17 protein-coding genes and 2 tRNA genes are annotated in these 13,845 nt (G+C 40.1%); 15 read left to right on the forward strand and 4 right to left on the reverse strand.

Annotation, left to right across the window (positions count from 1 at the left end):
* Positions 1-48: 48 nt before the first annotated feature.
* The 14 genes from HYX58_03225 to HYX58_03290 all read left to right on the forward strand — a co-directional run bounded on the left by HYX58_03225 (position 49) and on the right by HYX58_03290 (position 9,204).
* Entirely contained in the window at positions 49-1,701 is a 1,653-nt protein-coding gene (locus HYX58_03225) for an arginine--tRNA ligase (protein ID MBI2774994.1), read from the forward strand.
* A 34-nt stretch (positions 1,702-1,735) separates the two neighbouring features.
* Positions 1,736-2,437: a hypothetical protein gene (locus tag HYX58_03230; GenBank protein MBI2774995.1), complete on the forward strand. Its 702-nt coding sequence runs from the start codon at positions 1,736-1,738 to the stop codon at positions 2,435-2,437.
* A 74-nt stretch (positions 2,438-2,511) separates the two neighbouring features.
* Complete coding sequence (gene tsf / locus HYX58_03235; protein ID MBI2774996.1) at positions 2,512-3,111, forward strand: translation elongation factor Ts; 600 nt, start codon at positions 2,512-2,514, stop codon at positions 3,109-3,111.
* A gap of 51 nt (positions 3,112-3,162) precedes the next feature.
* Positions 3,163-3,870, forward strand: a complete 708-nt coding sequence (gene pyrH / locus HYX58_03240; GenBank protein MBI2774997.1) for a UMP kinase — start codon at positions 3,163-3,165, stop codon at positions 3,868-3,870.
* A 30-nt stretch (positions 3,871-3,900) separates the two neighbouring features.
* Complete coding sequence (gene frr, locus HYX58_03245; protein ID MBI2774998.1) at positions 3,901-4,494, forward strand: ribosome recycling factor; 594 nt, start codon at positions 3,901-3,903, stop codon at positions 4,492-4,494.
* A 46-nt stretch (positions 4,495-4,540) separates the two neighbouring features.
* A tRNA-Lys gene (locus HYX58_03250) sits at positions 4,541-4,616 on the forward strand.
* Positions 4,617-4,780: 164 nt separating this feature from the next.
* A tRNA-Leu gene (locus tag HYX58_03255) sits at positions 4,781-4,867 on the forward strand.
* 186 nt (positions 4,868-5,053) lie between these two features.
* Positions 5,054-5,419 (forward strand): cupin domain-containing protein, encoded by a 366-nt coding sequence (locus HYX58_03260; GenBank protein MBI2774999.1) that lies wholly within the window; start codon positions 5,054-5,056, stop codon positions 5,417-5,419.
* A 91-nt stretch (positions 5,420-5,510) separates the two neighbouring features.
* Positions 5,511-6,818, forward strand: a complete 1,308-nt coding sequence (locus HYX58_03265; protein MBI2775000.1) for a hypothetical protein — start codon at positions 5,511-5,513, stop codon at positions 6,816-6,818.
* A gap of 7 nt (positions 6,819-6,825) precedes the next feature.
* Positions 6,826-7,755, forward strand: coding sequence for a thioredoxin-disulfide reductase (gene trxB, locus HYX58_03270; GenBank protein ID MBI2775001.1), 930 nt, complete (start codon positions 6,826-6,828; stop codon positions 7,753-7,755).
* 154 nt (positions 7,756-7,909) lie between these two features.
* A complete protein-coding gene (rpmH, locus tag HYX58_03275) occupies positions 7,910-8,050 on the forward strand; it encodes a 50S ribosomal protein L34 (GenBank protein MBI2775002.1) in 141 nt (46 codons plus the stop codon).
* Positions 7,986-8,387 (forward strand): ribonuclease P protein component, encoded by a 402-nt coding sequence (gene rnpA, locus HYX58_03280; GenBank protein ID MBI2775003.1) that lies wholly within the window; start codon positions 7,986-7,988, stop codon positions 8,385-8,387. The genes rpmH and rnpA overlap by 65 nt, the downstream gene beginning before the upstream one ends.
* Positions 8,384-8,626, forward strand: a complete 243-nt coding sequence (gene yidD / locus HYX58_03285) for a membrane protein insertion efficiency factor YidD (protein ID MBI2775004.1) — start codon at positions 8,384-8,386, stop codon at positions 8,624-8,626. The genes rnpA and yidD overlap by 4 nt, the downstream gene beginning before the upstream one ends.
* Complete coding sequence (locus HYX58_03290) at positions 8,623-9,204, forward strand: NAD(P)H-dependent oxidoreductase (protein ID MBI2775005.1); 582 nt, start codon at positions 8,623-8,625, stop codon at positions 9,202-9,204. The genes yidD and HYX58_03290 overlap by 4 nt, the downstream gene beginning before the upstream one ends.
* A 2-nt stretch (positions 9,205-9,206) precedes the next feature.
* On the opposite strand, the gene HYX58_03295 is transcribed toward HYX58_03290, so the two are convergent.
* The 3 genes from HYX58_03295 to HYX58_03305 all read right to left on the reverse strand — a co-directional run bounded on the left by HYX58_03295 (position 9,207) and on the right by HYX58_03305 (position 12,219).
* Positions 9,207-9,878, reverse strand: a complete 672-nt coding sequence (locus HYX58_03295; GenBank protein ID MBI2775006.1) for an E3 ubiquitin protein ligase — start codon at positions 9,876-9,878, stop codon at positions 9,207-9,209.
* A gap of 139 nt (positions 9,879-10,017) precedes the next feature.
* The gene (locus HYX58_03300; protein MBI2775007.1) at positions 10,018-10,530 is read right to left on the reverse strand and encodes a hypothetical protein; all 513 of its coding nucleotides are present in this window, start codon (positions 10,528-10,530) and stop codon (positions 10,018-10,020) included.
* A 279-nt stretch (positions 10,531-10,809) separates the two neighbouring features.
* On the reverse strand, positions 10,810-12,219 hold the full coding sequence (locus HYX58_03305) for a PhoH family protein (GenBank protein MBI2775008.1): 1,410 nt from the start codon (positions 12,217-12,219) through the stop codon (positions 10,810-10,812).
* Positions 12,220-12,683: 464 nt separating this feature from the next.
* On the opposite strand from HYX58_03305, the gene HYX58_03310 reads away from it, so the two are divergent.
* Complete coding sequence (locus HYX58_03310) at positions 12,684-13,190, forward strand: hypothetical protein (protein MBI2775009.1); 507 nt, start codon at positions 12,684-12,686, stop codon at positions 13,188-13,190.
* Between the two features lie 10 nt (positions 13,191-13,200).
* Here the strand turns inward: HYX58_03310 and HYX58_03315 are convergent, their stop codons facing one another.
* Positions 13,201-13,707 carry a DUF2247 family protein gene (locus HYX58_03315; protein ID MBI2775010.1) on the reverse strand — a complete coding sequence of 169 codons (507 nt, stop codon included), beginning with the start codon at positions 13,705-13,707 and terminating at the stop codon, positions 13,201-13,203.
* Positions 13,708-13,845 lie beyond the last annotated feature (138 nt).

Here is a 13,845-nt window from a genome sequence, read left to right on the forward strand (position 1 = left end):
CCTCCAGCTTATACTAAAAATAAAAAATCATTATTTCAGGTAAGCACTATGAATCTGTTAGTCCATCTCGAGCAAGCATTTCACGATTTCTTAATTAAAACATTTGGTATCGATAAGAATTTAATTAAAGATCACACGCTTTCGCTTAATGTTGATGAACAAAAGCAAACGTTTGGTGATCTATCAAGCAATAGCGCAATGATCCTTGCAAAACCTCTTGCAATGCAGCCCCGAATTATTGCCCAACAAATTCAGGAAAAATTCACACACCCGATTGTTGAAAAAATAGAGATTGCTGGACCCGGATTCTTAAACTTTTTCCTGACTCAGGATGCGTTCATTACTCTTGCCGAAACACTCTATGAGCAAGAAGATCAATTTTTTAAGCTGGAGCAATCGGCACCCCGCCATAATTTTAATATCGAATTTGTAAGCGCAAACCCTACGGGGCCTCTCCATTTGGGACACGGCCGCGGCGGCATTATCGGCGACGTATTAGGAAACATTTTGCGTTTCCTGGGGCACAAAGTTACAAAAGAATTTTATATCAATGATGCTGGCAATCAGATTCAAAAACTCGGTGCCTCATTTAAAGCGCGTTGTTTGCAAGCACTGGGAAAAGATGCGCAATTGCCTGAAGAGGGCTACCAAGGTGAATATTTAGTTGAACTTGCGCGCACTTGTGTGGATAAATACGGCGTTTCCCTTCTTGGGGAAGATGATCTTTTTTTTGCGCAGTACGCAAAAACGGCGCTTTTAGAAGCAATTAAAAAGACGCTTGCGCAATACGGTATTACGTTTGATGTTTGGTTTTCAGAAAAAACGTTACATGAAAGCGGAGCGATCGATAAAAGCCTCGCAAAATTAGCCAAGAATAATGCGACGTACGAAAAAGATGGTGCGTTATGGTTCCGCTCAACTGAATATGGAGACGATAAAGATCGCGTTGTGCGTAAAACCTCTGGCGAATTAACTTATGCAGCGGCAGATATCGCCTACCTAGAAAACAAAATTGAACGCGGCGCCGACAAATTAGTAATAGTGCTGGGCCAAGATCATCATAGTTACAAGCAGCGCCTTGCGGGAATCTTACAAGCACTTGGCTATAATAAAGATGTGCTTGATGTGATTTTATATCAGCTGGTTACCCTTAAAGAAGGCGGCGAAGCGCTCAGAATGTCTAAACGAGCTGGCCGCATTGTGAATTTGCGCGATGTTATTGAAGCGGTAGGAAAAGATGTCGCCCGCTTTTTTTATTTGAATCGCAAAGCTGATGCGCATCTTGATTTTGATATTGAGCTTGCACTGAAAAAAACTGAAGAAAATCCGGTTTTCTATATTCAATATGCGTACGTTCGCACCGGTAGCATCCTGGAAAAAAGTAAACATGAAGAAGGATTGGCGGAAACTGGTGTTCACGATGCGAAAAACCTCGGCAAAGCTGAGCAGCTTTTGATAAAAAAAATGGTTTCGCTCAAAACATTGCTTGAAACGATCTCGCATACTAATCAAACCCACGCACTTACCTATTACATTCTTGAATTAGCACAACTTTTCCATAGCTATTACGCAAAAAACCGCGTGATTGATGCCGATCATATCGAACAAAGCCGCGGCAGGCTTTTACTTATCAAATTGTTAAGAAATACTTTTAACACCAGCATGAAGCTTATTGGTATTAGTTGCCCTGAAAAGATGTAGCGCATCTGCACTATTAGGAGTTGAAAGAACTATTATGGCAATGTGGAAATTAGTATTCTCGATTGTGGCTTTGCTTTTCATTTTTCCCGCTATTAATAGCATGGAGTATCATCCAAAAAAGAAAACGCCCAATTCCTTAAATTACTCGATAATCTTAGAGAAAATTAATAACACTTCGAATAATCCATATCTATTTCTTGAGTCAGAAGAAGGAATACTAACAGGTGATGAAAGCAAAGAAACAATACTCAGTAAAATTGATAAAAAAGAAATAAAAGCACTATGGCTCACGCCTAAAAAAGAAACAAAATTAGATGAAACTCTTCTATTAAATGAATCCGCTCTTTATACCATAGTGGGAATTGCTCATATACCGCATTATTCTACCGTTATATATAAGCCAGCATCGAAATTAACTTTATTTAATATTAGCAAAAATAAACAACTTGATCTTGAGCTCTTTGTAAAGCTACAGCTTTTATCAAATTCTAATGAGTATTATTTTAATAAACTTTCGTATGAAATAATATTTAATACAGCACTAAAACAGCACCATCTAGATCCTAAAGCACTTTCTACTATTCATGCATTACAATGCTGCGCACGGTATCAGATTCTCAATAAAAATAGCATTAATCAATCGGAGCATCCGGCAGCTTCAATGCTTTCTTCAATCACTATCGCAGACCCAATTGAAAACTCCAAAGTTGATTTGGACGCAACCATAACTGAATAAGCAATTTGCCCAATTATGGCCTTTCTGGCAAACTAATAGTAAAAGTACCTATTTTTTGATACAGGAGCCCTCATATGGCAAAAGTCAGCTTAGAACTTATCCAAGAATTACGAAACCGCACCGGCGTTGGTATGCTTGATTGCAGAAAAGCGCTCGAAGAAACAGAAGGCAACGTTGAGAAAGCGGTTGAGCTTTTGCGTAAAAAAGGGGCAGCCGTTGCTGCAAAACGTGGCGCAAACGTTACTGATCAAGGGCTTGTTCATGCCTATATTCACCCAGGCGCGCGCGTTGGTGTCTTGATCGAAATCAACTGCGAAACCGATTTTGTAGCCGCTACAGAAGATGTTAAACGATTTGCAAACGATGTTTGCATGCATATCGCTGCGATGAAACCACTTTACCTTTCTCCAGAACAAGTTGATCCAAAGTTCCTAGAACGAGAAATTGATATAGTTAAAGCACAACTTGCAAGTTCCGGAAAACCTGAAAAGATAATCAATCAGATCGTTGAAGGCAAAATACAAAAAGTGTACAGCGAAGTATGCTTGCTTAATCAACCGTTCATCAAGAACGATCAACTAACCGTTGATGAATTGTTGAAAGAACTTATTGGCAAGATCGGTGAAAATATCAAAATCAAGCAGTTTGCACGTTACGAAATTGGCGTAAACTAAAAAATACTGAGATCAAGCAAACCGCTCTCACGAGCAAACTAAGATTGATGTATGCATAGCAAAACTACGATTCTATTGAAATTGACGGGCGAAATACTTGTTTCGCCCCTTACTCAAGCGCTTGATAGCCAACGTGTACGCGTTATCGCTCAGCAAATTAAACAGCTGCAGGCAACGCATCGCTTTGGCATTGTTATTGGCGGCGGAAACTTTTTCCGTGGCAGTAAGCATGGAACCGCTTTGGGGCTAACACCCTCTGTCGGCCACCAAATTGGCATGCTTGCAACGATGATGAACGGCCTTATAGTCAAAGACCTGCTTGAGCAAGAAGGATTACCTTGCACCGTTTTTTGCGCTGTTCCGTCGCCTGAAGTTGGTTCGCCAATTTCGGCGCAAACAATTCAAAACGCGCGAGCAAATAATTCGCTCATGATTTTTACTGGTGGTACCGGAAATCCGTTTTTCACTACCGATACCACCGCAATCTTGCGTGGGTTACAAATCAATGCGCACGAAGTTTGGAAATGCACCGGCGTCGATGGCGTTTACACCGCAGATCCAAAAACCGCACCGCATGCACAACTTGTTGCTTCGCTTTCTTATAACGATGCTTTAATGCAAAAACTTGGCATTATGGATGCGACGGCGATTGCGTTAGCGCGCGAGTATCGATTGCCGATTCGCGTGTTTAACATTTTTAGCGATAATGCACTCGTGCGCGCAGCAAACGATAGCACGTTTGGCAGTACCATAAGTTAATTACCGAAAAATTTGTTTGAAAGGGATACTATGACAACAACATTAAAACTCACAGACCAAAATTCAAAAGAGTTTGAAAAAGCAATGAATGTCGAAATGGATAAACCTATTAAACATTTCGAACGCGAACTCATTACGATTCGTACCGGCCGCGCTCATCCATCTCTTGTGGAAGATATAAAAGTAGCTGCTTACGGCAATAGCATGATGCGCCTGAAAGAAACCGCATCGATCACAACGCCAGAAGCGCGCTTGATTGTTATTCAACCATGGGATCCTGCAGTTATTGGTGATATAGAACGCGCATTGCGTGAATCTGAACTTGGTATTTCACCACAGAACGATGGCTCAGGAATTTTACGCGTCGTTTTGCCAGAAATTTCTACCGCACGCCGCGAAGAGCTTGTTAAAGTATTAGGTAAGAAATTGGAAGATGCTCGCATCAGCATTCGCAATGTACGTAAAGACTTTCATAATCTCGTGCGCGATAACCAAAAAGCAAAAACTATTTCTGAAGATCATGCACGCCGATTGAGCGATCTGCTACAAAAAATCACTGATGATTTTATTAAAAAAGCAGAAGCATTGGCAGAGAAAAAAGAAAAAGAAATTACGACAGTTTAGTTTGACGTTTTAATGCACCTGAACTACACTCTATGGTGTAGTTTTTGGGCCGCTAGCTCAATTGGTAGAGCGACAGACTCTTAATCTGCAGGTTATTGGTTCGATTCCAATGCGGCCCACCAGTCTTCGTTTATCCGGGCCTTCAGGCTCGGCAAACTACGCCTGGCGCTGCCAGTCTTTTTTCACGGATTGAAATATATTAACAATCGACAGTTGAGCGGCAGCATTAATCCCATCATGGTGAGTGTTTTACGAAATAAAACGTATCGAACCATTGAAATTATAAGCAAGAGTGGCGGAATTGGCAGACGCACTGGACTTAGGATCCAGCTCCCGAAAGGGAATAGGGGTTCGACTCCCCTCTCTTGCACCACGCTTCGTCTTATTAGACTTCGCCTGGCGCAGCCAGTTCATTACGAAGCGTGCCCGGCATAGCTTGCCAAGCCGGACGTGGCCGTCGAAGCCTTGGCGAAGACGGAAGGCGTGGATACGCGACGCCTGGGCTATGAAGTCTGAAACAGTCCGCAGATAATTTCGCAAGGGTTCACTTATGAAAAATATATCTGTTATCAATATCTCAAAAAAGTTATCTGCTTTTTCTGATCTTTGGTCTCCCAAAATTATCACTGAGTTAAACGATTCCTATGTTAAGCTTGCAAAGCTCAAAGGCGAGTATGTTTGGCACAAGCATGACAACGAAGATGAGATGTTCTTAATCATTGACGGTCAATTATCAATTGAATTAAGAGATCAAATATTAAATCTTAAAGCTGGTGAGCTTGTCGTAATCCCTAAAGGCGTTGAGCACAGGCCGGTCGCCCACGCGGAAGTTTCTGTAATTCTTATTGAGCCCAAAACTACTTTAAGTACTGGCGACGCGAAAAATACAGAACAAAAAAAATCAACACACGGTGAGTGGATTTAAATTTCTACCTTCTTGAAACCTTTTGCAAAGAGTATTGAACTGCGCTAAGTTCTAGCCATAGGATTTAGATTCTGGCAGATGGCAAAAGGAGATGAATATGGTAATGACAGCGAGCACGCAAACGTGTGCATTTCAAGAAATTAGTCCACGACTCTTTAGAGCAACCGTCACCGTTCCTGCGGAGCATGTTAACACGCTCTACCATGAAACAGCTCTGGATCAAAAAGAAAACACAAGCACGCACGGTTTTATCAAAGGCGAAACACCCCTCTCCTACATCAAAGAACATTATAAAAGTAATCTGACGGAACATTTAAAAGAATTTCTTTTTAAATATTGTGTGCTGAGCCAACTCTATGAACAACTCCACGAATCCCATACCGCAATTGCCGGTGAACCACGATTGCAAGAAATCATTATTATTCCCGGTAAAGACGCTCAATTTGTTTTTGAACTTTCAGTGGGCACACCGATCGAATTTCGTGATTGGAAAACGCTGCCGTTTAAAGCTCCAAAAAGAAAAAACTACAAAGATATCGATCGCCAGGTTGAACTTTTTATAAAAGAAGAGGAACAGGCGTTCACCAACAACGCAACTGACTCAATCCAAATTGGTGATTGGGTATGCTTTGAAATTTATCTTCTTGATAAAATGCATGGCGCCCTTTTAGGCGCACATCGAGAGCATGTTTGGCTAAAAATTGGCAATGAAGAAGCTGACGCACCATTTCAAGAACTTTTTATGGGACATCTAGTTGGTGACGAGCTGATAACCGCAAGCAGTTGCCTGCAAGAATATTTTAGTACCCAACTAGACACCAAATATGTTTTTAAAATTATTATCATTGATCGAATTCCCGCATCTCATTTTTCGTTCGATTTATTTAAGAATCACTTCAAGCTAAAAAGTACAAAAGAGATGCACCAAAAACTCATTGAGGTTTTTTCGTTTCGTAACGATATTTCGCAGAGGCGCATGATGGCCGAGGAAGCGCTCAAGCTTCTCATCTCAAAACATCATATTGATGTTCCCCATTATCTAGTATTGCGCCAACAAAAATCGGTACTCGAATCGGTGATGCATAACCCCGATTATCATGTGTATAAAACAGAAAATTCGTTTAAGGATATGATCAAACAGTTAGCACTTAAACAAGCACGTGAACTATTGTTTGTAGATCAACTTGCGTTCCATGAAAACATTTCGGTTACGCTTGATGATATTAAGAGTTATTTAAATCTCTTAAAACGTGCCCGTACTAAAGAATTTGTGTACTTCAATCCACCGCCAACCAAAATTCAAGGGCAAGAAATGCCATTGCCTACACAAGTTCTTAAACGATGCTGCTTGCGGGAAAAAACACTCAACCATGTTATTTATCATCTGACGCGAAAGTAATTATCATATGAACGATTCTATGATTCATCCTGTCGTAATATTAGGTTCTGGGCCAGCAGGCCTGACTGCTGGCATTTATACTGCACGTGCCAATTTGCATCCGATTATTATTGAAGGCAAAGCCCCGGGCGGGCAATTAATGGGCACGACAATGGTCGAAAACTGGCCAGGTAATCGCGAAATTCTCGGGCCTACCCTCATGATGAATATGCGAGAACATGCGCGCGATTTAGGATGCACTATTATTAGTGAACCTGCGATTGGCGTTGATTGCATGCGCCACCCGTTCTCAATAGCAACGACAAACGAAACGATCAAAGCACATAGCTTAATTATCGCAACGGGAGCGACTCCAAAACGACTTGGTTGCCCTGGCGAAAACGAGTATTGGGGTAAAGGCGTCACCACCTGCGCCGTTTGCGATGGTGCTTTTTATAAAGATCGGCCCGTTGTCATTGTTGGGGGCGGCGACACCGCCATGGAAGATGCATCGTTCATGACCCGATTCACCGACAAAATCACGATCGTGCATATAAAAGATAAACTCACCGCATCGGCAGCGATGCAGGATCGGGTGCTCGATAACCCTAAAATTACCATTATATATAATAGCACCGTGTCCCAAATTATTGGGGACGGCTCTCATGTTACCCAAGTGGTGATAACAAACCAGGAAACGGGCGAGACCCATGATATTCCCGTTGGTGCGGTATTTGTCGCAGTCGGGCTCACGCCAAACACAGAGCTTTTTAAGGGCCAGCTGGATCTGACAAATTATGGATATATCAAAGTAAAAGGTGTGCAAACCTCAATTCCGGGTATATTTGCCGCGGGAGATGTGGCCGATGCGATCTACCGCCAGGCGATAACCTCGGCAGGAACCGGTTGCATGGCTGCCCTAGACGCTCAGCGGTACCTGGAAGAGATAAAAAGATGAACGTTCGATTCAAAAAACCAAACTTTCCTCACTAAGGCTAAACAAATATAAAGTTGGAATTGAAAAAAATGTGATTTGGCCTTAGAATAGGTAAACAATCACAAGTAATGGCCGCCTTAAAAAGCGCCACTTTTTATATTGCAAGGATATCAGGATGTCAATTACCTACAAACCAAGTCGCCGCAAACGAACAAGAAAACACGGTTTTCTCAAGAGAATGGCAACAAAAGATGGTAGAAAAATCGTCAACCGCCGTCGCGCTCAAGGCAGAAAACGCCTCACGGTCAGCGGCTAAAAAAAATCGCTCAATTGCGCGTTTAATTACGATATTTACTCCGGCTGAGATCAGAAAGCTTTTTGCTCAAGCTCAGCCGGCGTTAAAAGTACCGTTTATTGATATTAGAATCGCTCCCAGTGTTTCCACTGTGGGGCGTATTTTAATTGTTATCCCGCGCAAGGTGGGAACGGCTCCTCAGCGAAATCTTATCAGGCGTCGTCTCAAATCTATTTATTATCGCGAACAACTATTTGCTCTCAAGAAAGATGTGCTGGTTTTTATTAAACCAGGTGCGCACACGCTTTCATTTGACGAAACAAAATCCCTTCTTTTAAAAGGGGTCACCGGCAAATGATTAATCAGCTTCTCATTTCTCTTTTTCAAGCACTCCGCCCATTTTTAGGATTTGCCTCGTGCAAATTTCCAATCTCATGTGGAAATTTTGCAATCATGCAGTTGCAAGATTTACCATTGAGAAAAGCTATTCCTTCGATCGCACGGCAGCTGGTTGCTTGTAATCCATTCTTTAACCCCAAAAAAAGCATAGATGCCTCCCTCGTAAAAAAAATAAAAACTTTCGAGCAAAATAGGTGAACGGGATGCGTATTCTTGCAATCGTTGCCCACGATAAAGCAACTTCACTTACCAAAACAATTTTTAATCATGCTCTCGCATTTTTGCGCGAACAAAAAAATATTGAACTTGATATTTTAGATCTTTATGATCATGCGTCTGAAATTCCGTTTTACGCAAGCGATCGTGCACAGCTTGAAGCGAATGCATTTTATCAAGAGAATAAAGAACGAATCTTAAAAGCTGATCGCTTACTAATTGTTTTCCCAACCTATTGGTATGGCGTTCCTGGAATTTTAAAATGCTGGTTTGATTTAATTAATCAGTTTGCTTGGAAATTTAATGGGCCCTATCGCACAGCAATCCCGCTTCATTTTATCAAAAAAGCGTTGATGATTAATTTAACGATAACGCCTCGCTGGTATAACCTTTTATGGCTCGGCGATCCCGCACGAGATCAAGTAAAAAAAACGTTGCAGTTTCTTGGCATTGAGCCGATTATGTATACGGTCGATCGATCAACAAGATTAAATGAGAAACAATTAAAGAAGCATAAAGCCAATATCGCTCATCTGTGTGGAAATCTTTTCAGCTATTAGAGTTATTTTTTGCCATAAAAATATTCGTAACCTCGACATCCCCAATAAATAACATTGCACGCAGAACTAAATCCCAATATCTTTATTATTCTCTTTTGTTCTTTAATTTTATTTTCTGCGCCTTTAATTTTATTTTTAATAATTTCAACGCATTCTGCTTGTTGCACAAGCAACATCAGTTGACTTTCAAGCTTTCCATTTTGAAGCTCCAATGTTTGCTGCATTTTAATTAATTTATTCGATAGATCCTCTCTTAAAATAATAGTTTTTTTGGATTTCTCCTGTATATATTCTCGAAATTCAAGCTTTTCAGAATCAGAAAACTTTCCTATTGACTTAGGAAGTTTCTGAGTTAAATGTATTCTTACAGCTTGTGCAGAAGAAATGGGAAACCTGCACGTTGGGCAATTTAATTGATTGTTTTTTATTACCCAGTCGTTAAGGCATTCTGCATGAAAAGTATGCGGAATTCCGTTCACCGTGTGCACGGTAAATAATTCAGGCCATTGCGCCTTGCCAAGATCGTCGCGACAAATAGGATCAATATTCGTCTCAACATCTTGAGCGATGGGCAGTGTATATTTCGAGATGGCGATCTCCATGCCCTCTTTCTTTTCCATCGCATGCAGCGAAAAAAAGCTTACAAAGCACAACAAAAATATTTTCTTTAACATGAACGCGCCCTCTATGTTTGATTATTTTCTTGCTAAAAGCTTATCATGCATTGATTCAACGATAACCTTATTGAATATAAATCAGGAGTAATAAAAAGAAATAATTCATCTGTAGGTGTAAAAAATAGTTATCTTTAGTTTATTTGGAAAATATTCTCTTATAGCCCAAAAAGCAAATACCAATACCGCAAGTAATTAATATCGCATTGCGCTGGATTTTAAGCAGTGCATTTTTCTGACTCCATTCTGCTTGCTCTTCATAATATTTTCGATCGAGATTTTTATATGATTTTTTCTCGCTCTCATAGAGTTGTTTATAGTTGTCTTTTTCCTTAATAAGCATTTCGTTCTGATCTTTTAATTCAAAGCGTTTCAGGCGAGCCAGAACAGACATCGACTCCACTTCATTAAATATTTCGGCCGGTTTTATTCTTCCTGATTTTATTTTTTCCCAAAAAAATATTTTAGTTTCGTCGAGGCTCACTGCCGGTTGCCGGCAGGTGGGGCATGTTTTATTTTTTCCAAACCAGGTAGAGATGCAACTTACATGAAATCGATGCCGAGGATCGCAATCTAAAGACATTAGAGGTTCGTCAGTATTTTCATAGCAGCTCACGCATTCTGGCTCCGTTTCAAGCTTCTGAGCCTTCACAACGGGTTTCTTGTTCACATGAATAAATAAAGGCGGCTGAATTTTAGGCTTACCGCCAAAAATATTCCTTAATGTATCCATTCCAAGAATAGGGGGGGAAATAAATGTTAAAGCACAAGAGAGAAAAAGTTTCTTGGGGCTCATGGTGCATCTCTGCTGTTTAATTGTTATAACTTAGTTCTATGTAATTAGTTTATACAATTTTAAATAGAAATGAGACAAAGAAGCGGCTAAAGTTTTTTAGCCGCTCTCTAAATGAAAAAAACAGTTTTTCTGAACTTACCAGATCTCGCTTACTAATCTGCTAATTAAACTACGTTCACTGTTTTGCAAGAATACGGTGCCGAATAATGATTGCCCTTTGAATTTACTCGTTGCAACCACGATCCCGTTTGAACTGAAATCTAAGTACGGTGAATCGATTTGATAAGGATCACCCGCCAGAATAATTTTACTTCCTTCGCCCACGCGAGAGATTAATGTTTTCACTTCATGTGGCGTTAAGTTTTGAACTTCATCAAGCAAAATATATTGATACGGAATCGAGCGGCCACGCATATACGTGATCGCTTCAAGACTAATTTTTCCATCTTTGATCAATTGATCAAGCGGAGAAATTTTATCCTGCCGATGCTCAAACTTTTTCTTGTGCTTATTTCCCTTATCGCGCTTTCCGGCATATACCGGCATTTCATGCTCATATTCTTGCCCGGTTTGTTGGCGACCGCGATTCACCGTATGCGAAATAAATTCCATGTTATCGTAAATTGGCTGCATCCAACTGTGCAATTTTTCATGAATTGTGCCAGGTAGATAACCAATATCGGGCCCCAACGGGATTACAGGGCGAGAAATCAGCATTTTTTCGTAAATAGGCTGATGAACCACTTGTGAAAGCCCAGCAAGGAGCGCCAAGAATGTTTTTCCGGTTCCAGCTGGCCCGAGCAAACTTACCAACTGAATTCGTTCATCAAAGAGTAAATCGAGCGCCATTAATTGATGAACGTTTCGCGGCTCAAGGGGCCATCCGAGCGTTGGCACGGTAACCGGCTTGAACTGTTTGTTTCCTAAGTATCTAAATATTTTATAGTTAAACGGATTATTATTACTTTCAAGAAGCACGAATTCATTCAAAATTAAATGGTGGTGCTCAGCGATCTCCTGAAGCTCAACTGGCGAATCTTTTTTTAATGAAACAGATGGCACTTTAAACTGAGCCCATCCTTTATAAAATGTTTCGGGAGTAATATACCCCTTGAGATAATCTTGTGCAGAAATTCCAAGAACATCAGCTTTTACGCGTGCATTTAAATCTTTAGAAATAAATTGTACGTCGTACCCTCGCTGCTTAAGTTCAAGAATCGTAAGAAGAATAAGATTATCAACAATATTTAGACTTAATGATGTTGGCAACATCACTTTCTTATCCGGTGCAAACAGAACTTTTAAAATTCCCCCATTATCAAGCTCAACTCCTTCCCGTAATGAACCACGCGCACGTAACCCATCAAGATACCGAATAACTTGCCGAGAATTATGCCCGCGATCTGTACTCTCACCTTTGAACCTATCAAGCTCCTCCAGAACTAAAATAGGAATGCCAACCTGCGCACTTTTGAAATTGAAAATCGACTCAGGATCGTGCAACAACACATTCGTATCAAGGACATAAATACGCTCTGCTGCCATAGGATTCCTTTTTTTTGAAGCTTCATTTACTACCTTCTCGATGTCGATTGAACCGTATCACACTCCAGATATGCGCGCAATTAAATCAATTTTTAGTTCCACAATTTTTTCCTACTGCTTGAATGCGCAGTAGGACGCTTAATTGTGCGATACGAATCGACGATTTTAATGAAGCGGTTTATCAAGTAGTCATCTTACACGCATGAGCGACGCCCGCGATAATTAAACATTAGATCAGCGGCGCATTTAGCAAGCTGCCTAGTTTTCTTTTAAAAAAAAGAGAACGAGATTTTTCTCTGTTCTCTTTGAGAAATAAATCCTACAAATATGCACCTGCTCCGATCGCTCGCGATGGACGAATCGTATTTACGCAAAATAGTATTCATGTAGAAAAAATAATAATAACTGGTAACCTTTGATCCTATCAATCGCACTGCAACAGAACATCATGAAGGAATCGAACTATGCGCCGCATAATGTTAGCAACTCTTTTTGTAATAGTAAGCCATTTAAATGAATCACTAATTTTTGCAGATCAAACCGTTCGTAGCGCTGAAACAGATCGCACATTGAGAATGCTCGATCTTCGCTATAAATACCAATCGTTCTTAAAGGAATTGCGCACAACTGAGCAAATTTCTCTATTGGGCAAAGTTATTTCTGCTGGGTTTGCAGCCGCGTATGCCCCATTATATTATTATAAAACAATCGAGGTAATTTCTGATCGAATTTCTCCGCTTGAAAAAATTACAACAGCTCTTTATTGTACGGCGTTTGCCAGCACCCTTCTTTTTCTCGCGTATGCTGTAAATCGAATTGCAAACGAACAATTGGTTCTTCAAAAAGAAACTATTCTTCCAAAGCTGAAAGCACTTGAAATTATGCTCGCAGAAGAATTTCAAGATGATGATTCTGATAACGCAAAAAATTTATTAGATGATATAAAACAAACAATTGCTCAACTCGCGTGAAAAAATAAATTCATAAAAAAAGAATATTTTTTTCTTGCGTTAAGAACGCCAAAAAGCGTTCGCGAAATTCATCATTATACCAGGCGCTGCAACAAGAGCATTGTACAAATTCGCTCATATCTTCAGGATAATTAAATGTTTGGTAGAGGGAGTAGATTTTTTCTTCAATATTTTCGTTATGTTCTTTAGCTTGAGCAAGCTCATTCAATAACAAATAGCGCAGTTTTCTTTTTTCATATTCTAAAGATCCTTCGCTCAAAGAATATCCCAAGCGTGCGACGATCTTCGATAAAAGATGATCGATTTCAATTTCGATTAAATAATCGGCTTTTCCATTTTTTGGGCCAATTGCAAGCTCTGCAATATAAGGATTTGTGTATGCAGGGTTATTTTCTAAATATCTCACCGCATAACATTCAATATTTTTTGCATTGATCAATTTTAATCGAAATCCCACCATGCATGTGAGCCACGTACATATATTTTGATTTTCTAGAAATGTCATTTGAATGCTCATGAATCAAATTTCGCTTGAATATGAAAAATTACCTACTGCAATTACGATCCACATCAGCACTAATTCATAGTAAAAAAAGGATGTTATGCTATACTTGCTGCAATAGCCTCATTATAACGCTATTTTGCAAAAAGGTAA

It is taken from the genome of Candidatus Dependentiae bacterium, assembly GCA_016191325.1.
GTDB lineage: Bacteria > Babelota > Babeliae > Babelales > JACPOV01 > JACPOV01.